Below are 21,042 nucleotides of genomic sequence, written 5' to 3'. Positions count from 1 at the left end.
TCGGTTCACTCATGGATATCAAACAGCTCTGGCTCAACGTCAAAGACCTTTGGGGCACCCTCGATGAACACCCGGTCCTGCATTCCAGCCTTGGTTTGCTGGTGTTGCTGGTGGTGGCATTGGTGGTGGGACGGGTCGCCCGTTACCTCATCCTGCACGCGGTCAAATTGCTCGGCCGGCAACCGGCGCTGCACTGGCTGAACGACCTGCGGCACAACAAAGTCTTCCATCGCCTGGCGCAAATGACGCCGTCGCTGGTGGTCCAGTTCGGCCTGTACCTGGTACCGGACCTGAGCAAGACCGCCATCCTGTTCATCGGCAACGTGGCCCTGGCGATCAGCATTCTGTTCATGGTGCTGGCGATTAGCGCCCTGCTCAACGCGCTGCTGGATATCTACGCACGCACCGAACACGCACGCACCCGCTCGATCAAGGGCTATGTGCAACTGGCGAAAATGGTGCTGTTCGTGTTCGGCGCGATCATCATCGTCGCCACCCTGATCGACCGCTCGCCGCTGTTGCTGCTGTCGGGCCTGGGTGCGATGTCGGCGGTGATTCTGTTGGTGTACAAGGACACCCTGCTGTCGTTCGTCGCCAGTGTGCAATTGACCAGCAACGACATGCTGCGCGTCGGTGACTGGATCGAAATGCCCCAGGTCGGCGCCGATGGCGATGTGGTGGATATCACCCTGCACACGGTGAAGGTGCAGAACTTCGACAAGACCATCGTCTCCATCCCCACCTGGCGCTTGATGTCCGAGTCGTTCAAAAACTGGCGTGGCATGCAGGCCTCCGGTGGGCGCCGTATCAAGCGCAGCCTGTACATCGACGCCAGCGGCGTGCGCTTCCTGAACGATGAGGAAGAAGTGCGCATGACCCAGGTGCACCTGCTCAGCGGCTACATCAGCCGCAAACAGGCCGAACTCAAGGCCTGGAACGAGGCCCAGGGCCACAGCGCGCAACTGTCGGCCAACCGTCGGCGCATGACCAACCTCGGCACCTTCCGCGCCTACGCCCTGGCGTACCTGCAAAGTCACCCGGACATTCAGCCGAACATGACCTGCATGGTGCGCCAGATGCAAACCACCGCCCAGGGCGTGCCGCTGGAGATCTACTGCTTTACCCGCACCACGGCGTGGGGCGATTACGAGCGGATTCAGGGCGATATCTTCGATTATCTATTGGCCGTGTTGCCGGAGTTCGGGCTGAGCCTGTATCAGCAGCCGAGTGGCAATGACCTGCGCGCCGGCGTGCTGCCGGCGTTGGCTGGGGCCATGCCGGTGCCCGTCGCCGAAATGGCATAAGGTGATGCGAACGGGATTACGGCAGTGATGCCGTAATCTCCTTGCGGCACACTTCAAGCACTTCATCGGCCAGGGCGGAATCATCCGGGCACGCCCGCGACAGCATGATTGCGCCGATGGCATGGGCCATGCTGTCGAGCATTTTCGCGCGCACGCCTTCTTGTGGCGTTTCATGAGCCGCGTTGTACTTTGCTTCCAAGGCTTGCAGGGTGTTTTCCAAGCCGTTGGCAAAGGTCGCCTTCAGCGTGTCCGATTGACGGGCAGCATCGGCACACAACGCCGCCAAGGTGCATCCGCCGCCGCGATGATCGCGGTGCTGACGGGACAGGTAAACCTCGAAAAACTGCTCCACCTCCATCTCTGCGCTGTCGGCCAATGACTGCGCCAGGCTGTTGGCGGCGGCTTCCGCCATCAGGTCCGCCTTGGAACCGAAGTGCTTGTAAAAGCCGCCCTGGGTAAACCCGGCCGCGGCCATCAGCTCGGCCACGCCCACCCCATCAAAACCCCGCTCGCGGAACAGCTCGGAAGCTGTCGCGACGATATGGGCTCGATTGTTCTGTGACTGCGCCTTGGTGATCTTCATGTCAGTGGTCCTGCCAGCGTGCGAGATAGGCATATTACTATGATGTCGATCATAATCAAAACCGTTGACAGCTTTGATTATGATCGACATCATAAAACCTCCTCGCACTCACAGAGCATCACACCATGAGCACTTCCAACACTGTTCTGATCACTGGCGCTTCGACCGGCATTGGCGCCGCCTATGCCGAACGCTTTGCAGCACGCGGCCACGACCTCGTACTGGTCGCCCGTGACGTCACGCGCCTGGAAGCGCTCGCCGCCCGACTGCGTGAACAGCATGCCGTCAGCATTGATATCCTCCCGGCCGACCTGACCCAGAGCGCGGACCTGGCAGTGGTTGAAGCGCGCCTGCGTGATGACGCCAGCATTGGCACCCTGGTCAACAATGCCGGCGCTGCGCAGTCCGGCGGTTTTATCGAACAATCCACCGACAGCGTCGCGCAATTGGTCGCCCTCAACACCACCGCGCTGGTACGCCTGGCCAGTGCCATCACCCCGCGCCTGGCGGCAGCAGGCAACGGCGCTATCATCAACATTGGCTCGGTAGTGGGCCTGGCCCCGGAATTCGGCATGACGGTCTACGGCGCGACCAAGGCGTTCGTGCTGTTCCTGTCCCAGGGCATGAGCCTGGAACTGGCGCCCAAAGGCGTGTACGTGCAAGCCGTGCTGCCCGCCGCCACGCGTACCGAGATCTGGGAACGTGCGGGCATTGATATCAACACCCTCACGGACGTGATGGAAGTGGGCGATCTGGTGGACGCGGCGCTGGTGGGTTTCGACCGTCGCGAGCCGGTGACCATTCCGCCGTTGCAGGACGGTGCCCGCTGGGATGCGTTGCAAGCTGCGCGACAAGGCCTGCTGGCGCAGATCAAGCAGTCCCAGGTTGCCGAGCGTTACCTGGCCAACGCCTGATCAACCGGTAGCAGGCGTGCTCCGCGCCTGCCCTTCTCAGCCAAGCAACGAGCGTTGAACCATGAAGGCATTTTCCATCGAACGGTACGGCAAACAGCCCGGCCGCCTCATTGAGGCCCCCGCGCCTATCGTGGGTGAGCACGACGTGCTGGTTCAGGTGCGGGCCAGCAGCGTCAATGTGCTGGATGCAAAGATCGCCAAGGGCGAATTCAAACTGATCCTGCCGTATGCGTTGCCGTTGACACTGGGCAATGACCTGGCTGGCATGGTGCTCAGCGTCGGCGCGGCGGTACAACGCTTCAAGCCGGGGGACGAAGTCTACGCCCGCCCGCCCCAGCAGCGTATCGGCACCTTCGCCGAGTTGATTGCCGTGCGCGAAGACGCACTGGCGCGCAAACCCGACAACATCACCATGGAGCAAGCCGCGTCCTTGCCCCTGGTCGCGCTGACGGCGTGGCAGGTGCTGGTGGAAACCGCGAAGCTGAAGAAAGGCCAGAAGGTGTTCATACATGCCGGCTCAGGCGGGGTGGGCAGTGTCGCCATCCAACTGGCCAAGCATTTGGGCGCTTTTGTCGCGACCACCACCAGCACCGCCAATGTGGAGTGGGTCAAGGCGTTGGGCGCGGATGTGGTGATCGACTACAAACAGCAAGCCTTCGAGGCCGTGTTGCGAGATTACGATGTGGTGCTGAACAGCCTTGGCGCGGATGCGCTGGCCAAGTCACTGAAGATTCTCAAGCCCGGCGGTCAGCTCATCTCCATCTCCGGCCCACCCACGCCCGCCTTCGCCCGCGCCCAGAACCTGCCCTGGGTATTGGGCCTGGTCATGGGCGTGTTGAGCAGCGGTATCCGCAGGAAAGCACGCAAGCAAGGCGTGAGCTATGACTTTGTGTTCATGCGTGCCAGCGGCGCCCAACTGGATGAAATCACCGCGTTGGTTGAGTCCGGGATTATCCGGCCAGTCATCGACCGCACCTTTCCTTTCGACTCCACAGCTGCGGCCCTGGACTATGTGGAACAAGGCCGCGCCAAAGGCAAGGTGGTGATCACGATGGCGACGGCACCGCCCGACGCACACCCAGCCGGCTGATCCACACGGCCCCCAGAATCACCAGACCGCCCAGGGCCAAACGGCCCAGCGGTTCGTGCTGGTTCCAGATCAGCAGGTTCAGCAGCAACCCCACCGGCACATGCAGGTTGTTCATCACCGCCAGGGTGCCGCCATTGACCAGGCAGGCGCCCTTGTTCCACCAGTACATGCCCAGCGCGGTGCTGACCAACCCGAGGAACACCAGCACACCCCATTGCAGCGGCGCTTGCGGCAGGAAGTCAGCCTTGCCGAACAGCAGGAACGCCGGCAACACCACCAACAAGGCGCCCAGGTAGAAATAACCGAAACGCCGAAAGTGCGGCTGGTCGCTGGGGTAACGCGCCACCAGGTGCTTGTACATGACTTGCCCGGCGGCGTAGGTGAAGTTGGCCAATTGCAGGAGCAAGAACCCCACCAAAAAATGCGGGGTGATCTGATCGAAACGAATCACCGCCGCACCACCCACCGCCACCAGGGCCGCCACCAGCGCCCAGGGATTGAAGCGGCGATTAAGCGCGTCCTCGATCAGCGTCACATGCAGCGGTGTGAGGATGGTGAACAGCAGCACTTCCGGCACCGTGAGCACGCGAAAGCTCAGGTACAGGCACACATAGGTCACGCCGAACTGCAATGCACCGATCACCAACATGCCGCGCATGAACGCGGGCTCCACCGAGCGCCAGCGTGTCAGCGGAATAAAGATCAGCCCGGCCAGCACCACACGCACCAGCACGGCAAAGTAGCTGTCGACGTGACCGGCGAGGTATTCGCCGATCAAGCTGAAGGAAAATGCCTGAATCAGGGTGACAACCAGTAGATAGCCCATGCGCGCCTCGTTTCGAATGGGCGCGACATTAAAGCTTTTTGGGGTTTGAAGAAACTCGGCACAAAAAAAACCCGACCTCGCTAAAGCGGCAGTCGGGCAGGAGCACTCAGGAGCAAAAAGTGCAAAGGGAGGTTCGATACGCGTACTTGAAGGGTTTGCGTGGGGCTATATAAGCAGCACGGGATTATCTGACGATTAACGCCTCAGGCCACCTGGGCCAGCAGTGCCTTGGCGTGGTTGACACCCTTCTCCTGGAAGTCGCCGCCCAGGTTGACGCCTTCGGCGTGAATGAAGGTGACGTCATGAATGCCGATAAATGCCATGACCTGGCGCAGGTACGGTTCCTGGTGATCCGAAGTGGCGCCGGTGTGGATACCACCGCGCGCGGTGAGCACGATGGCGCGCTTGCCGGTCAACAAACCCTGAGGCCCGGTGGCGGTGTACTTGAAGGTCACACCGGCCCGCAATACATGATCCAGCCAGGCTTTGAGGGTGCTGGGGATGGCGAAGTTGTACATCGGCGCGGCCATCACCAACACGTCGGCGGCCAGCAGTTCGTCAGTCAACTCGTTGGAGCGGTCCAGGGACACCTGTTCGTCGTCGTTACGCTGCTCCGCCGGCTTCATCCAGCCACCCAGCAGGTTGGCATCCAGGTGGGGTACCGGATTGAGCGCGACGTCACGCACGGTGATGCTGTCTGCCGGATGGGCGACTTGCCATTGGCTGATGAACTGTTGGGTGAGCTGGCGGGAAATCGAATCCTGCTGGCGCGCACTGCTTTCGATGATCAGGACATTGGACATGGCTTCGTAGGCTCCATCGGTAATTGCTGTAAGTCGATGGAGAGAAGGTTAACCAGGGCCCATTCGATAAAAAAGCGCAAAAAACTGCTACAACCCATCTAGAAATTTGTTTATATGCGGAGTATTCCTGTGGGCATGCTCCGCTGCTGCTTTATTTTGGCGCGCAGTCCAGGGCAATACGCATCTTGATGATGGAGCGGTTGAACTTGGCCGTGGTGTTGGTGCTTTTGCCGGCTGGCACGGTCACGGTGCGGCGGCGTGGCGATTCCGGGCCGTTGGTGAAGGTTACCGAACACACAGCATCCTGGGTGCCGTAGTTGCTTAGCTGAATCGAACTGATGTCTGCGTCCACATCGGACGCTGTGTAATCAATGCTGACGCCATCGATCTTTTTCGTCACGTCGATAGGATAGGCAAACGCGCTCATCGGCAGCAGCGCCAGCAACACACAACACAATTTTCTCATTCGGCAGTCTCCAATAAGGACCGCCAGCTTAGGACAAGAGGAGCTCATCTTGAAAGCGCCCCGCGTTACCCTCGATCAATGGCGCACCTTGCAAGCCGTGGTCGACCATGGCGGCTTTGCCCAAGCCGCCGAAGCGCTGCACCGTTCGCAATCTTCGGTGAGCTACACCGTGGCGCGCATGCAGGACCAACTTGGCGTCCCGCTGCTGCGCATTGACGGGCGCAAGGCGGTGCTGACCGAGGCTGGTGAGGTGCTGCTGCGCCGCTCCCGCCAGTTGGTGAAAAACGCCAGCCAGTTGGAAGACCTCGCCCACCATATGGAACAGGGCTGGGAAGCCGAAGTGCGCCTGGTGGTGGATGCCGCCTACCCCAGCGCCCGTCTGGTTCGCGCGTTAACCGCCTTTATGCCGCAAAGTCGTGGCTGCCGGGTGCGCCTGCGCGAAGAAGTGCTGTCTGGCGTCGAAGAGTTGCTGCTCGACGGCATGGCGGACCTGGCCATTTGCGGGTTTATCATCCCCGGCTACCTGGGCACGGAAATGAGCGATGTGGAGTTTGTCGCCGTGGCCCACCCCGATCACTCGCTGCATCGCCTCAACCGTGAGCTGAGTTTTCACGACCTTGAAAGCCAGATGCAGGTGGTGATCCGCGACTCCGGCCGCCAGCAACCACGCGACGTCGGCTGGCTCGGCGCCGAACAGCGCTGGACCGTCGGCAGCCTCGCGACCGCCGCCACCTTCGTCGGCAGCGGCCTGGGCTTTGCCTGGCTGCCCCGGCACATGATCGAGCGCGAACTCAAGGAAGGCGTGCTCAAGCAGTTGCCCCTGGAAAAAGGCGGCAGTCGCAACCCGACCTTTTACCTGTACTCCAACAAAGACAAACCCCTGGGGCCTGCCACGCAGATCCTCGTGGAATTGCTGCGCACCTTTGACACCGCTCCCTTGGACGCGCCCTTTGCCGCCCCTCAACAAGCCTGAAACGGAGTTCACCCATGGCCTGGTTCGACCATGAAGGCTGCAGCCTGCATTACGAAGAATATGGCCATGGCAACCCGCTGATCCTGATCCACGGCCTGGGCTCCAGCAGCCAGGATTGGGAACTGCAAGTGCCGGTACTCGCCCGGCACTACCGCCTGATCGTGGTTGACGTGCGCGGCCATGGTCGCTCGGACAAACCCCGGGAGCGCTACAGCATCAAGGGGTTTACCTTCGACCTGATCGCCCTGATCGAACACCTCAACCTGCCAGCGGCCCACGTGGTGGGTTTATCCATGGGCGGCATGATCGCCTTCCAACTGGCGGTGGATGAACCCCTGCGGGTCAAGAGCCTGTGCATCGTCAACAGCGCGCCTGAGGTCAAGGTGCGCAGTGCCGATGACTATTGGCAGTGGGCCAAACGCTGGACCCTGGCCCGCGTGCTCAGCCTGGGCACCATCGGCAAGGCCTTGGGCGATCGGCTGTTCCCCAAACCTGAGCAGGCCGACCTGCGCCGCAAGATGGCCGAGCGCTGGGCAAGAAACGACAAACGTGCTTATCTCGCCAGCTTCGACGCCATTGTGGGCTGGGGCGTGCAGGAACAACTGTCGAGAATTGCCTGTCCAACTCTGGTCATCAGCGCCGACCATGACTACACCCCCGTGGCGCAGAAAGAAATCTATGTAAAACTGCTGCCCGATGCGCGACTGGTGGTCATCGAAGATTCCCGCCATGCCACGCCCTTGGATCAACCCGAGGTCTTTAACGCGACCTTGCTCGATTTTCTAAAGACCGTCGAAACCACTACCAGGATCACTGACCCATGCTGAAAAAAATCGCCTTCTTTGCCGGTTCCGCCTTGTTCGCTGCCAACCTGATGGCGGCTGAGCCGGCCAAGGCGCCACACGTGTTGCTCGACACCACCAACGGCCAAATTGAAATCGAACTGGACCCGGTCAAGGCGCCGATCAGCACCAAGAACTTCCTGGCCTATGTCGACAAAGGCTTCTACACCAACACGATCTTTCACCGCGTGATCCCGGGCTTCATGGTCCAGGGCGGCGGGTTCACCCAGCAAATGTCGCAAAAGCCGACCGAAGCCCCGATCAAGAACGAAGCCAGCAATGGCCTGCATAACGTGCGTGGCACGTTGTCCATGGCTCGCACCAATGACCCGAACTCGGCCACCAGTCAATTCTTCATCAACGTGGCTGACAATGCCTTCCTCGACCCAGGCCGCGATGCCGGTTATGCCGTGTTCGCCAAAGTGGTCAAGGGCATGGACGTGGTCGACATCATCGTCAACTCCCAGACCACCACCAAGCAAGGCATGCAGAACGTGCCTATCGATCCTGTGATCATCAAGTCGGCCAAGCGCATCGACTGAGGTCTGCAGGCAGCTTTGCGCGGTGCCCGCACGGCACCGTGCACCTTTGAAAGGAGAGCCCGCCCGGCGGGCGTCAAACCTAATGCTCTATCGTCGTTTTGAACAGCTGATCGATATTTTCCGCGACGCCCCCAGCGCGGCCCCTCCCGAAAAAGTCCTGCCCTTCTATCTCTATTACCTGCGCCAGGTGTGGCCGTGCTTCGCCGCGCTCTTGGTAGTGGGACTGGTCGGCGCCCTGATCGAAGTCGCGCTGTTCAGCTACCTGAGCCGCATCATCGACCTGGCCCAGGGCACGCCGCCGGCGAACTTCTTCCAGATCCACAGCGCCGAGCTGATCTGGATGGCCGTGGTCGCCCTGTTGCTGCGCCCGCTCTTCAACGGCCTGCATGACTTGCTGGTGCACCAGACCATCAACCCCGGCATGACCAGCCTGATCCGCTGGCAGAACCACAGCTACGTGCTCAAGCAGAGCCTGAATTTCTTCCAGAACGATTTTGCCGGGCGCATCGCCCAACGGATCATGCAAACCGGCAACTCCTTGCGTGACTCGGCGGTGGCGACCGCTGAGGCTATCTGGCACGTGTCGATCTACGCCATCAGTGCCCTGGTGCTGTTTGCCGAGGCCGACTGGCGGCTGATGATCCCGCTGATCACCTGGATCGTTTGCTACAGCCTGGCCCTGCGTTACTTCGTACCTCGTGTGAAAGAACGCTCGGTGGTCTCCTCGGAGGCGCGCTCCAAGTTGATGGGCCGAATTGTCGACGGCTATACCAACATCACCACCTTGAAGCTGTTCGCCCATACGCAGAATGAACAGGAATACGCCAAGCAAGCGATCATCGAGCAGACCGAAAAAACCCAACTGGCCGCCCGCGTGCTCACCAGCATGGACACCGTGATCTGTATTTTGAACGGCCTGCTGATCGTCACCACCACTGGCCTGGCCCTGTGGCTGTGGACACAGTCGCTGATTTCCGTGGGCGCGATTGCCCTGGCCACCGGCCTGGTGATCCGCATCGTCAACATGTCTGGCTGGATCATGTGGGTGGTCAATGGCATCTTCGAAAACATCGGTATCGTGCAGGACGGCCTGAAGACCATCGCCCAGCCACTGGCTGTGGTCGATCGTGAAAACGCGCCGCGCCTGACCGTGCCCCACGGCCAGGTGCGCTTTGAGCAGGTGGACTTCCACTACGGCAAGAAGAGCGGAATCATTGGCGGCCTGAACCTTGAGATCAAGGCCGGGGAAAAGATCGGTTTGATCGGCCCATCCGGCGCAGGCAAATCGACGCTGGTCAACCTGCTGCTGCGCCTTTACGACCTGCAGGGCGGGCGCATCCTCATCGACGGCCAGGACATCGCCGAAGTGGCCCAGGAAAGCCTGCGCGCACAGATCGGCATGATCACCCAAGACACCTCGTTGCTGCACCGCTCGATCCGCGACAACCTGTTGTATGGCAAGCCCGACGCGACTGATGAGGAACTGTGGGCGGCGGTGCACAAGGCCCGCGCCGATGAGTTCATCCCGCTGCTGTCGGACTCCGAGGGCCGCACCGGGCTGGATGCCCATGTGGGTGAACGCGGGGTAAAACTCTCCGGCGGGCAACGCCAGCGTATCGCTATCGCCCGCGTGCTGCTCAAGGACGCGCCGATCCTGATCATGGACGAAGCCACCTCTGCGCTGGACTCGGAAGTGGAAGCGGCGATCCAGGAGAGCCTGGAAACCCTGATGCAGGGCAAGACGGTAATTGCGATTGCGCACCGGTTGTCGACCATCGCACGCATGGACCGCCTGGTGGTGCTGGAAAAAGGCCAGATCGCCGAAAGCGGCAGCCATTCGGAGTTGCTGGCATACGGCGGGCTTTATTCGCGGTTATGGCAGCATCAAACCGGAGGGTTTGTCGGTATAGACTGATTTTGCTGGGTAAAGCCCTGCTCAATTCCGAACAATTCTGACAGCTTTCTCTATCTGGCTGGTCTTGCGGCACAATCCTGCTGTACTGCAATCAGGCCCCAGGAGGGCCCTGATTTAAGGCGGCAGGGAAGCCACACAGACCGTTAATCAGATAGAGCAATCTAAGGAAGTGTTCATGTCACTGTTCAAACGTTCCGTAACGGAAGGACTGGGTACGTTTTGGCTAGTGTTGGGCGGCTGCGGGAGTGCGGTGTTGGCCGCAGCGTTCCCCAATGTAGGCATCGGCCTGCTCGGTGTGTCACTGGCTTTCGGGCTCACGGTACTGACCATGGCGTTTGCCATCGGGCATATCAGCGGCTGCCACCTTAACCCGGCCGTCTCGGTGGGGCTGGTGGTCGGCGGCAGATTCCCGGCCAGGGAGTTGCCGGCCTACGTCGTGTCGCAAGTGATCGGTGGCGCCATCGCCGCCGCACTGCTGTACTTCATCGCCAGCGGCAAGCCTGGGTTCGAACTGGCCTCCGGGCTGGCAAGCAATGGTTACGGCGAGCATTCACCCGGTGGTTATTCCATGGCGGCAGGCTTTGTCTGTGAGCTGGTAATGACGGCGATGTTCGTGCTGATCATCCTTGGCGCCACCGACCGTCGAGCCCCGGCAGGCTTCGCGCCCATCGCCATTGGCCTGGGATTGACGCTGATCCACCTGATCTCCATCCCGGTGACCAACACCTCGGTCAACCCGGCCCGCAGCACGGGGCCTGCGTTGATTGTCGGCGGCTGGGCGCTGCAGCAGTTGTGGCTGTTCTGGCTCGCGCCGATCCTCGGCGCGGTGATCGGCGGCATCACCTACCGATGGTTAGGTGCAGAGAAAACAGCTTGACCCAATCCCTGTAGGAGCGAGCTTGCTCGCGAAAAACGCCAACGATGACGCAGTGCTTACAGCTGTAAACCCGCGTCGCCTGTACGTTCTTCGCGAGCAAGCTCGCTCCTACAAGGTGTTTTACGGCTTGACCTCTATTGAATGCGCTTCAACCCTGGTGGGCTTGCATGTACTGACGCAACAATTGATTAATACGTGTCTGATATCCGGTGCCTTGACCTTTGAACCACTCCAGAACATCGGCATCCAGTCGAATGGTCACCGCCTGCTTAACCGGAACACGTAACTCGGCGCGTCGGAAAAATTCGGCGTCCAGCTCAGGAATATCGCTGGTGTCGATTTCTTTATCATTCATGTTGGCCAGGCGCTCCCAATCAGTTTTCGATGTTTGCGTCATAGTATTTGGCCTCCTTCTTGGTTGCTTTTCGCGCAGAGATGATACGGATCACATCACCACACCGCTCGGTATATACGACCACACCCATTAACAATTTGATCCAGCCAATACTGATCCAACGCTCTTCGCCATAATCTGCCCGATCATCGCGCAAGGCCAGCATTGGATGCCGAAAAATATCTGGGACGTCGTTAAACTCGATGCCGTGTTTAGAAATATTGGCTTTGTTCTTAGATTCATCCCACTCAAAATGCATGGCACATTCTGTATGTACGTTTGTACATACAAATTAGCGATTTTATTGTTAGTCAGCACGGTTGCCAGACCGATGGTTCAGACCTGCCGATAAGGCAAAGCCGCCCTCGCCTCTTCGGCATACGCCAGAACCCCCACCCGCTCTCGCTCAAGAAAATCCTCCACTGCACTCTTCAACCCCGGGTGGCGCAAATAGTGCCATGAGCGCGTAATCACCGGCTCAAACCCGCGAATCAATTTATGCTCCCCCTGGGCACCGGCATCGAAGCGTTGCAGGCCGTGGGCGATGGCGTAGTCCATGCCTTGGTAGAAGCAGGTTTCGAAATGCAGGCGGTCGAATTCCGCCAGGCAGCCCCAGTAGCGGCCATAGAAGCTGTCGCCACCGATCAGGCTGAAGGCCATGGCCACCGGGCGCGTGCCTTGTTTGGCCAAGACTACGCGGATGGCTGCGGGCATGCGCTCAGCCAGCAGGCTGAAAAACGCGCGGGTCAGGTAGGGCGATTGCCGGCGCACCGCGTAGGTATTGGCGTAGCAGGCGTAGACAAAATCCCATTGGGCTTCGCTCAGCTCGTGGCCTTGCAACCACTCGAACTCGATACCCTGCCCTGCCACCTGTTCACGCTCTTTACGCATCTGTTTGCGCTTGCGTGAACTCAAGGCGTCGAGGAAATCCTGGAAGTCGCGGTAGCCTCGGTTCTGCCAATGAAACTGACAACCCAGGCGTTGCAACCAGCCGGGGTGTTGGGCCATGGCTTCATCGGCCAGGGCATCGGTAAAGTTGATATGGGCGCTCGACAAGCCCTCGATCTCCAGATACCCCGGCAGGCTATTGAGCAACTCAAAAGCGTCTGCGGCACTGGCAGCCAACACGCGCGGCCCACCGACCGGGCTGAACGGCACGGCCGTCAGCAACTTGGGGTAGTAGTCGATGCCAGCGCGCTCGCAGGCGTCGGCCCAGCCGTGATCGAACACGTACTCGCCATAAGAATGCCATTTGCGATAACCCGGCAATGCCGCCATCAGCCGGTCGCCTTCCCAGTGCAGCAAGTGTTCCGTTTGCCAGCCCGAATGCGGGCCGACGCTGGCGCTGTCTTCCAGCGCACTCAGAAACCCATGCTGCATAAACGGCTGGGCCGTTGGCATCAGGGCATCCCACGTGTGCGCAGCGATATCGGACAGGCTGTCCAGGCGTTGCAGCGACATCGGCATCCTCATTGTTTCTTGGCATGAAAACCTGGCGAGTATCGCTGATCACAGCCGCGCGCACATCCTCAAAACACGCGGACAGGCGTCAAAACCCTTAGTTCCGTCGCGTAACGATTTGTCATCTAGATGAAATCACTTAGCCACTACTCCGTCATAAACGCTCGCGATACTGACGCCAGTTTTTAGAGCGTCCGGGTCTACCGGGCGACATTTTTCCGCCCGTCATGGGTCGGTTGTGTCCTGGAGGGTGTTGCCCTCCCTCCTCACTTTCGGAGATTGATATGCGTCTTGCTTCCACTAAAACTGCGGCGGTCCTGTGTGGCGGCCTGTTGCTGGCACTGAGCGTTCCGGCCAGCGCTGCAGTCGACGCTAAATTGCTCGACATGCTCAAGGCCAACGGCCAGATCACCGCGGCGCAGTACACCGAACTGCAAATGGAGCTGGCCAGGGATCAGAAAGAGCAGCAGATCGCTCGCCAGGCTCAACAAGAGACCAACGAGCAGATCGCGGCCACTGCGAAAAAAACCAACGAGCTGAGCAGCTTCGACCAGAAATTGGCTTGGGCAGCCAAGACCCAGTTCAAGGGTGATGTGCGCTTCCGTCAGGAAACCATCAAGATCGACGGCGAGCCCAACAACGGTGGCCGTGACAAGGACCGTCAACGTATCCGGGCGCGTCTGGGTGCCTACACCGAAATCAACCCGCAGGTGGACACCGGTATCCGTATCGCCACCGGCGGCGGCGACGATGCACGCTCCACCAACCAGGACCAGGATGGCTACTTCGATAAGAAGTCGATCTGGCTGGACCTCGGCTACATCGACTACCACCCGGACCAGATCAAGAACCTGCACGTGATCGGCGGCAAGATGCTGCAACCGTGGGTGAACATGGGCGACGTGATCTGGGATAGCGACATCAACCCTGAAGGCCTGGCCGTCACCTACAAATACCCGCTGGGTAGCAGCGCTGAGCTGTTCGGCAGCCTGGGTAACTACAACCTCAAGGACAACGTGGACGGTGACGGCGTGCAATTTCGCCATGACCTGCGCCTGACGTCCGGCCAGTTGGGTACGCGTTTCTCGGTCACCGACAACCTGAAAATGACCTTGGGCGGCAGCATCTACGCCTACAAGAATGACGAAGACAGCCGCTGCACAACCACCACCACGCCTTGCGCATTGGCGGTCAACGGCAACTCGGCCAACAATGAATTCCGCTTGTACGAAGGCTTTGCGCAAGCAGACATCGGTGGCCTGGCTGTGCCGCTGTCGTTCTACGGTCAGTACGTGAAAAACAACGATGCAGTGACCGATCAGGACACCGCCTGGTTGCTGGGTGCCAAGTCCAAGGTGTTCGGTTTGAACCTGGACTACAACTACCGCGACGTTCAGCGTAATGCCGTCGTAGGCGCCTTCACCGATTCGGACTTCGCCAACGGCACCACCGGCTCGCGCGGTCACAAGATGAAAGTCAGCTACGACATCGACAAGAACTTCGCCATCGGCGCCACCTACTTCCTGACCAAGGCTGACTTCGCCAGCCGGACCCAGCGGGATGCCGACACCAACACCTTGCAGCTGGATGCTGAAGCCAAGTTCTAATGCCTAACATGTAGGAGCGAGCTTGCTCGCGAAGAACGTCAACGATAACGCGGGTATCCTGGATAATCGCGTTGCCTGTGGGTTCTTCGCGAGCAAGCTCGCTCCTACATGATGTCTTTACGGCGCTCGGCGGCCAGTTGTTCGGCCATAGCATCAACCCCCTCCACCGGCTCCTGCGGCATACGCTTGAGCGTTGCCTGCATCAGGCGCATCTGACGGATAAAGCGCCGGCAGTTCGGGCAAAACATCAAGTGATGACGCACCATCAGACGCTCCCGAAAGGTCAATTGCCCATCGAGATAGTCACTGGAACGCGCTACTTGCTCTTTACAGGTCAACATTCGCCCGTTTCCTCAAAATGCTCCACCGTGGCGAAGACTTTAAGCCGTGCTCGATGCAACAGCACACGGACGTTGGAGAGTGAAAGGGTGAGAAGATTACAGATCTCTTCCAGCTCCAGGCCTTGGCGTTCACGCAACACCAGCACACTGCTTTGCAATTCGGACAAACTCAGAATCGTATGCTCCAGGCATTTGCGCAATTCATCTTCGGTCAGCAGCGCTTCCGGGGTGTCCTGGTGCCAGGCATACGGGGCGACAGCCCAATGGCCATCATCCGGGCTGAAGCGGTCATCACCGATAGTGCCGTGGGGTGAGGGCAAATCATCGAGCAGCACTTCCCGACGATTTTGTTTGTAACGACTCTTTGCGGAGTTGGCAGTAATGGTCAATAACCACGTCTTGAGGCTTGATCGCCCTTCGAACTTGGCCAGGTTGCGCACCACGGAAAGCCAGGCGTCTTGCACGACTTCGTCGGCATGGCGCTGGCCGACGATGGCATAGGCCACTGCCCGCATTGCACTCTGGTAGGTGTTGACCAAATCCTTATAAGCCCGCTGCTCACCCTTGAGCAGGCGTTGAAGCAGGTGCGTGTCGTCCGCTGCTGCCATCGTTTACCTCAATCTTGCCGTGGAAATACGGTCAATGTGGGAACTGGCTTGCCTGCGATCCAGACAACTCGGTGAATCACGCACACCGAGCCGATGCCTTCGCAGGCAAGCCAGCTCCCACAGTTGACCGCGTCCGGCCACACACTCAGCGTTTGCGCAGGATCACACTGCCAATCGAATACCCGGCGCCAAAGGAGCTGAGGACGGCAACCGCGCCCTTGGGCAGGTCATCTTGATAAGTGTGGAACGCAATCACCGAGCCGGCCGAGCTGGTATTGGCGTAAGTATCGAGGATCACTGGCGCTTCTTCCACCGACGCGTCGCGCCCCAGCAGTTTCTTCACGATCAGGTGGTTCATGCTCAGGTTGGCCTGGTGCAGCCAGAAGCGCTTCACATCGGTGACACTCAGCTGGTTTTCTGCCAAGTGCTCGCCGATCAATTCGGCCACCATCGGGCAGACATCACGGAATACCTTGCGGCCTTCCTGCACGAACAGCTTGTCGGGGGCACCGATGCCCTCTTCCGCCGTGCGGTTGAGAAAACCGAAGTTGTTGCGAATGTTGTTGGAGAACTTGGTCAGCAGCTTGGTGCTCACCACATCGAACTGATGCTCGGACGTCGCCAGGTCAGCACGCTCCAGGATCACCGCCGTGGCGGCATCACCGAAGATGAAGTGGCTGTCACGGTCACGAAAGTTCAGGTGGCCGGTGCAGACTTCCGGGTTGACCATCAGGATCGCCCGGGCCTGGCCCAACTGGATGCTGTTGGCCGCGTTCTGGATGCCGAAGGTGGCCGAGGAGCACGCCACGTTCATGTCGAAACCGAAGCCCTGGATACCCAAGGCTTCCTGGACTTCAATGGCGATCGCCGGGTAGGCGCGTTGCAGGTTGGAGCAGGCGACGATCACGCCGTCGATGTCGGCGGCGGTCTTGCCGGCGCGCTGCAAGGCTTGTTCGGCGGCACCGATGGCCATCTGGCAAAGCACCGACCATTCGTCGTTGCTGCGCTCGGGCAGGCGTGGGGCCATGCGCTGAGGATCGAGGATGCCGTCCTTGTCCATCACAAAACGGCTCTTGATGCCGGATGCTTTTTCGATGAATGCCGCGCTCGACTCAGTCAGCGCCTGCACATCGCCACGTTCGATAGCGGCGGCGTTGTCGGCATTGAACTGTTGTACGTAGGCATTGAAAGACTGCACCAGCTCTTCGTTGGAAATGCTGTTGGCCGGGGTGTACAGGCCAGTGCCGCTGATGACGACGTTATGCACGGTCGTTCCTCTAAATCTGTCAGGCAGAAGATATTGGTACCGTCGTACCAAACTTAAAGTGGTTTGATGTCATCCAGCGGGCATCAAACTGGCAATGCTTTTATTCACTCTTGTAACCGCGAAGTTTGCCACAACCCCGGGGATTTGGCGCTATAGGCCAAACAAACATCCCATTTGGGGCGGGGCTTGCCCTGATGCCTGTAGGAGCGAGCTTGCTCGCGAAGAACCCACAGGCAACGCGTTTATCCAGGATACCCGCGTTATCGTTGACGTTTTTCGCGAGCAAGCCCGCTCCTACAGGGCTTCAGGGCTCTACCTGGCTCCATTGCTTGCTCAAACGCTTGTCGGAAATCGGCACTTTGGTGCCCAGTTGTTGAGCAAACAGCGACACCCGGTATTCCTCCAGCCACCAGCGGTACAGCTCCAACTGCGGGTCGCGCTTGCCTTCCTGGGTGTGTTTGTTCAAGCGGTTCTGGTACTGCGCCCATAGGCCGCCCAATTCGCTGCTCCACACCCGGTCCTTTTGCACCTGGCTCGGCAGTTTTTCCAGGCGCAGTTCGATGGCCTTGAGGAAACGCGGCAGTTCCTTGAACCACTGGGCCGGGGTTTCCCGCACAAAGCCTGGGTACACCAGGTTGCTCAGTTGCTGCTTGATATCGTTCAAGGCCACGGCCTGGGCCAGGTCGATCTTGCCCTTGAAGCGTTTTTGCAGGCCGTGCCAGAGTTTCAGCACCTCCAGGGTCAGGCGCGCCAGGCGTTCGGCGTGCTCAGTCCAACTGCCGCGCTTGCGTTCAGCCAAGGCCGCCAAACCCGCGCCATCGCGTGGCAGGCTGTCTTCGCCTTCGAGTACGCAGGTATCGAGGCTGGCCAGCAAGATGTCTTCCACCAGCGCGTCAATGCGCCCCAGTTCGCGGTACATCAAGCCCAACTCGGTCAAGCCCGGCAATTTGCCGCGCAAGAATTTCGCCGGTTCCGCCAATTGCTGCATCAGCAGGCGCTGCAAGGCGCGACGGTGCTGGAACTCGGCTTCGGCAGCGGTAGAGAAACGCCCCTCCTTGACCGTGCCGTTCTCTTCCACCAGGGCCGGGTACACCGTCATCGACAGGCCGGCGATGTTCTGCTGGGTCTTTTGCGCCACCGCCGCAAACACCTTGGCCTCCACCGGCTGCTGGCTTTTCGCGGTTTGCGGCACGGCCAAGGCGGCCTGGCTGGCTTCGGCGAACCGTGCGGTGAGCTCGGCCAGGTCGCGGCCTTCGCCGAGGAACTTGCCCTGGCCGTCGACCACTTCCAGGTTCATCTTCAGGTGGTTTTCCACCTGCTGCGCCGCCTCGGCCCACGCCTCATCGCTGACCCGCGCACCGGTCATGCGCAGTAATTCGCGCCCCAGCGCCTGGGGCAGCGAACCCTGGCCGAACTCGATGCGTTGCAGCGCGGCCTTGACGAAGTCCGGCACCGGCACAAAGTTTTTGCGCAGCGCCTTGGGCAAGTTACGCACCAGGGCGATGCACTTGGCTTCGATCAACCCCGGCACCAGCCACTCCAGGCGCTCGGCTGGCAACACCGGCAACAACGGCGCCGGCACCCGCAGGGTCACGCCGTCACGGGGATGGTTGGGTTCGAAGTGGTAACTCAAGGCCAGGGCGAGGTCGCCCAGGTGCAAGGTGTCCGGGTAATGCGCGGCGGTAACTTCACTGGCCTCGCGGGCCAGTACGTCTTCTTCACGCATGATCAGCAGTTGCGGGTCTTTCTGGCTGTTGACCTTGTACCAACTGTCAAAGGTGGCGGTCTGGTGAATCTCTGCGGGCAGGCGCGCATCGTAGAAGGCGTACAGGGTTTCTTCATCGGCCAGGATGTCGCGACGGCGGGCCTTGGCTTCCAGCTCGTCGAGTTGCTCCAGCAGTTTCTGGTTGGCCGTCAGGCATTTGGCCCGGGACTGAATCTCGCCGCGCACCAGGCCTTCACGAATAAACAACTCGCGGGACACCGCCGGGTCAATCGGCCCGTAATGCACCGGCCGGCGCCCGACCACGATCAGCCCGAACAGGGTGATCTGCTCAAAGGCCACCACCTGGCCGCGCTTCTTCTCCCAATGGGGTTCGAAGTGGTTTTTCTTGATCAGGTGCCCGGCCAGCGGTTCGATCCAATCGGCGTCGATTTTCGCCACCATGCGTGCATAGAGCTTGGTGGTTTCCACCAGTTCGGCGGTCATCAGCCATTGCGGGCGTTTCTTGCCGATGCCCGAAGACGGGTGAATCCAGAAACGTCGCTGCCGCGCCCCGAGGTAGTCGCCGTCTTCGGTCTTCTGGCCGATCTGGCTGAGCAGGCCGGACAACACGGCTTTATGCAGCTTCGGATAATCGGCGGGCTCTTTGTTGAGGCTCAGCTGCATGTCGCGGCAGATCAGGCTCAATTGGCGATGGGAGTCGCGCCACTCGCGCAAACGCAAGTAGTTGAGGAAGTTCTTGCGGCACCAGTTGCGCAACGGGCTGGCGGTCAGTTCCTGGCGCTGCTCCTCGAAACCGCGCCACAGGTTGACCAACCCGGCGAAGTCCGAATCCGGGTCTTTCCACTGCGCGTGGGCCTGGTCGGCCGCTTGTTGACGCTCTGGCGGCCGCTCGCGCGGGTCCTGGATCGACATGGCGCTGGCGACGATCAACACTTCCTGCAAACTGCCGAGCTTGGCCGCTTCCAGCAACATACGGCCCATGCGCGGGTCCACCGGCAAGCGGGCAAGCTGGCGGCCCAGGGGTGTGAGCTGGCTGTTGCGGTCTACCGCCGAGAGTTCTTGCAGCAGGTTGAAACCGTCGCTGATGGCCTTGCCATCCGGCGGTTCGATAAACGGGAAATCGGTAATCTCGCCCAGGCGCAGGTGCAGCATCTGCAGGATCACGGCCGCAAGGTTGGTACGCAGGATCTCCGGGTCGGTAAATTCCGGGCGCCCGATAAAATCTTCTTCGCTGTACAGGCGTACGCAAATGCCCGGTTCAACCCGGCCGCAACGGCCTTTACGCTGGTTGGCGCTGGCCTGGGAAATCGCCTCGATGGGCAGTCGCTGCACTTTGGCGCGGTAGCTGTAGCGGCTGATGCGCGCCGTGCCGCTGTCGATCACATAGCGAATGCCCGGCACGGTCAGCGAGGTTTCCGCGACGTTGGTCGCCAGTACCACGCGCCGGCCCGGGTGGGACTGGAAAATGCGCTGCTGCTCGGCCGGCGACAGCCGTGCGTACAACGGCAAAATCTCGGTGTGCTTGAGCTGGGCCTTGCGCAGCATGTCGGCCGCGTCACGAATCTCGCGCTCGCCGGGCAAAAACACCAGTACGTCGCCAGGGCTGCGGCGTTCGCTGCGTTCATAGGCGGCGATTTCATCGAGGGTAGCAAGGATCGCCTGGTCGACAGTCAGGTCGTCCTCGACGCGGTTGCCCTCCTCGTCCTGTTCCAAGGTGAGCGGGCGATACCAGGTGTCCACCGGGAAGGTACGGCCCGACACCTCGACAATCGGCGCATCGTCAAAATGCTTGGAAAAGCGCTCCAGATCGATGGTGGCCGAGGTGATGATGACTTTCAGGTCGGGGCGACGCGGCAACAGGGTCTTGAGGTAGCCGAGCAGGAAGTCGATGTTCAGGCTGCGTTCGTGGGCTTCGTCGACGATGATCGTGTCGTAGCGTTCCAGGTAACGGTCGTTCTGGGTTTCGGCCAGCAGGATGCCGTCGGTCATCAGCTTGATCAGGGTGTTGGCATCGCTCTGGTCTTCAAAGCGCACTTGATAGCCAACCAACGCGCCCAGTGGTGTGGCCAGTTCTTCAGCGACGCGGCTGGCGACACTGCGCGCGGCGATCCGACGCGGCTGGGTATGGCCGATCAGGCCGAACTGGCCGCGGCCGATTTCCAGGCAGATTTTTGGCAACTGCGTGGTTTTACCCGAGCCGGTCTCACCGGCGATGATCAGCACCTGGTGCTTGTTGAGCGCGTCTTTGATCTCATCGCGCTTGGCGGCAATCGGCAGGCTGTCGTCATAGCGAATCACCGGCAGGCTGGCGCGCCTCGCCGTAACCTGCGCGCAAGATGCCTGCATGCGCGCCACCCACTGCGCCATTTTGTCCTCGTCGGGCTTCTTGCGCAGCTCAAGCAACTGGCGCCGCAAGCGGTGGCGGTCGGCGAGCATGGCGTGATCGAGGGTTTTGAGCAGTTGGTCGAGGGTGGGTGCTTGGTCTGTCATCAGCTATTTCGAC

At 60.3% G+C, this 21,042-nt stretch carries 20 protein-coding genes; 9 read left to right on the top strand and 11 right to left on the bottom strand.

Features of this window, described 5'->3' with window-relative positions; translation table 11 throughout:
- The first annotated feature begins 11 nt into the window (after positions 1–11).
- Positions 12–1,304, top strand: coding sequence for a mechanosensitive ion channel family protein (locus CRN80_RS17740; RefSeq protein WP_098950694.1), 1,293 nt, complete (start codon positions 12–14; stop codon positions 1,302–1,304).
- 16 nt (positions 1,305–1,320) lie between these two features.
- Here CRN80_RS17740 and CRN80_RS17735 read toward each other — a convergent pair whose 3' ends face one another.
- Entirely contained in the window at positions 1,321–1,887 is a 567-nt protein-coding gene (locus CRN80_RS17735; RefSeq protein ID WP_056786582.1) for a TetR/AcrR family transcriptional regulator, read from the bottom strand.
- A 125-nt stretch (positions 1,888–2,012) separates the two neighbouring features.
- Here CRN80_RS17735 and CRN80_RS17730 point away from each other — a divergent pair, with 125 nt between their 5' ends.
- Together CRN80_RS17730 and CRN80_RS17725 are read left to right on the top strand one after the other, a co-directional pair.
- The gene (locus CRN80_RS17730; RefSeq protein WP_098950693.1) at positions 2,013–2,801 is read left to right on the top strand and encodes an SDR family oxidoreductase; all 789 of its coding nucleotides are present in this window, start codon (positions 2,013–2,015) and stop codon (positions 2,799–2,801) included.
- Positions 2,802–2,862: 61 nt separating this feature from the next.
- Positions 2,863–3,891 carry an NADP-dependent oxidoreductase gene (locus CRN80_RS17725; protein ID WP_098950692.1) on the top strand — a complete coding sequence of 343 codons (1,029 nt, stop codon included), beginning with the start codon at positions 2,863–2,865 and terminating at the stop codon, positions 3,889–3,891.
- On the opposite strand, the gene CRN80_RS17720 is transcribed toward CRN80_RS17725, so the two are convergent.
- The 3 genes from CRN80_RS17720 to CRN80_RS17710 all read right to left on the bottom strand — a co-directional run bounded on the left by CRN80_RS17720 (position 3,848) and on the right by CRN80_RS17710 (position 5,986).
- Positions 3,848–4,717: a carboxylate/amino acid/amine transporter gene (locus CRN80_RS17720; RefSeq protein WP_098950691.1), complete on the bottom strand. Its 870-nt coding sequence runs from the start codon at positions 4,715–4,717 to the stop codon at positions 3,848–3,850. The genes CRN80_RS17725 and CRN80_RS17720 overlap by 44 nt on opposite strands.
- A gap of 203 nt (positions 4,718–4,920) precedes the next feature.
- Entirely contained in the window at positions 4,921–5,520 is a 600-nt protein-coding gene (locus CRN80_RS17715) for an FMN-dependent NADH-azoreductase (RefSeq protein WP_032895856.1), read from the bottom strand.
- Between the two features lie 151 nt (positions 5,521–5,671).
- Positions 5,672–5,986 (bottom strand): 3-phosphoglycerate kinase, encoded by a 315-nt coding sequence (locus CRN80_RS17710; protein WP_098950690.1) that lies wholly within the window; start codon positions 5,984–5,986, stop codon positions 5,672–5,674.
- A 49-nt stretch (positions 5,987–6,035) separates the two neighbouring features.
- Between CRN80_RS17710 and CRN80_RS17705 the strand changes: the two genes are divergently transcribed.
- From CRN80_RS17705 to aqpZ, 5 genes are all read left to right on the top strand, one after another.
- Positions 6,036–6,959: a LysR family transcriptional regulator gene (locus tag CRN80_RS17705; protein WP_003193120.1), complete on the top strand. Its 924-nt coding sequence runs from the start codon at positions 6,036–6,038 to the stop codon at positions 6,957–6,959.
- 14 nt (positions 6,960–6,973) lie between these two features.
- Entirely contained in the window at positions 6,974–7,786 is an 813-nt protein-coding gene (locus CRN80_RS17700; protein ID WP_098950689.1) for an alpha/beta fold hydrolase, read from the top strand.
- Positions 7,780–8,343, top strand: a complete 564-nt coding sequence (locus CRN80_RS17695) for a peptidylprolyl isomerase A (protein WP_014719428.1) — start codon at positions 7,780–7,782, stop codon at positions 8,341–8,343. Before CRN80_RS17700 ends, CRN80_RS17695 begins: the two co-directional genes overlap by 7 nt.
- Before the next feature lie 82 nt (positions 8,344–8,425).
- The gene (locus CRN80_RS17690; protein WP_003193125.1) at positions 8,426–10,258 is read left to right on the top strand and encodes an ABC transporter ATP-binding protein; all 1,833 of its coding nucleotides are present in this window, start codon (positions 8,426–8,428) and stop codon (positions 10,256–10,258) included.
- A gap of 175 nt (positions 10,259–10,433) precedes the next feature.
- Positions 10,434–11,135, top strand: coding sequence for an aquaporin Z (gene aqpZ / locus CRN80_RS17685; RefSeq protein WP_032895853.1), 702 nt, complete (start codon positions 10,434–10,436; stop codon positions 11,133–11,135).
- 148 nt (positions 11,136–11,283) lie between these two features.
- Here aqpZ and CRN80_RS17680 read toward each other — a convergent pair whose 3' ends face one another.
- The 3 genes from CRN80_RS17680 to CRN80_RS17670 form a co-directional block, all read right to left on the bottom strand.
- Positions 11,284–11,532, bottom strand: a complete 249-nt coding sequence (locus tag CRN80_RS17680) for a BrnA antitoxin family protein (RefSeq protein ID WP_032895852.1) — start codon at positions 11,530–11,532, stop codon at positions 11,284–11,286.
- A complete protein-coding gene (locus CRN80_RS17675; protein WP_098950688.1) occupies positions 11,510–11,788 on the bottom strand; it encodes a BrnT family toxin in 279 nt (92 codons plus the stop codon). Before CRN80_RS17675 ends, CRN80_RS17680 begins: the two co-directional genes overlap by 23 nt.
- Positions 11,789–11,865: 77 nt before the next feature.
- Positions 11,866–12,990, bottom strand: a complete 1,125-nt coding sequence (locus tag CRN80_RS17670) for a GNAT family N-acetyltransferase (protein WP_098950687.1) — start codon at positions 12,988–12,990, stop codon at positions 11,866–11,868.
- A 284-nt stretch (positions 12,991–13,274) separates the two neighbouring features.
- Here CRN80_RS17670 and CRN80_RS17665 point away from each other — a divergent pair, with 284 nt between their 5' ends.
- Positions 13,275–14,597, top strand: a complete 1,323-nt coding sequence (locus tag CRN80_RS17665) for a putative porin (protein ID WP_003193136.1) — start codon at positions 13,275–13,277, stop codon at positions 14,595–14,597.
- A 104-nt stretch (positions 14,598–14,701) separates the two neighbouring features.
- On the opposite strand, the gene CRN80_RS17660 is transcribed toward CRN80_RS17665, so the two are convergent.
- From CRN80_RS17660 to hrpA, 4 genes are all read right to left on the bottom strand, one after another.
- Positions 14,702–14,938: an anti-sigma factor gene (locus CRN80_RS17660; RefSeq protein ID WP_098950686.1), complete on the bottom strand. Its 237-nt coding sequence runs from the start codon at positions 14,936–14,938 to the stop codon at positions 14,702–14,704.
- Complete coding sequence (locus CRN80_RS17655) at positions 14,932–15,546, bottom strand: RNA polymerase sigma factor (RefSeq protein WP_032895849.1); 615 nt, start codon at positions 15,544–15,546, stop codon at positions 14,932–14,934. The genes CRN80_RS17660 and CRN80_RS17655 overlap by 7 nt, the downstream gene beginning before the upstream one ends.
- 145 nt (positions 15,547–15,691) lie before the next feature.
- Positions 15,692–16,813, bottom strand: a complete 1,122-nt coding sequence (locus tag CRN80_RS17645) for a beta-ketoacyl-ACP synthase III (protein WP_003193141.1) — start codon at positions 16,811–16,813, stop codon at positions 15,692–15,694.
- Between the two features lie 304 nt (positions 16,814–17,117).
- Complete coding sequence (gene hrpA / locus CRN80_RS17635; RefSeq protein WP_098950684.1) at positions 17,118–21,029, bottom strand: ATP-dependent RNA helicase HrpA; 3,912 nt, start codon at positions 21,027–21,029, stop codon at positions 17,118–17,120.
- Positions 21,030–21,042 lie beyond the last annotated feature (13 nt).

Source organism: Pseudomonas sp. FDAARGOS_380, assembly GCF_002591235.1.
Taxonomy (GTDB): domain Bacteria; phylum Pseudomonadota; class Gammaproteobacteria; order Pseudomonadales; family Pseudomonadaceae; genus Aquipseudomonas; species Aquipseudomonas salmasensis.
The sequence above is the reverse complement of the archived record's forward strand: the minus strand, read 5'-3'. Positions and strand labels throughout refer to the sequence as shown.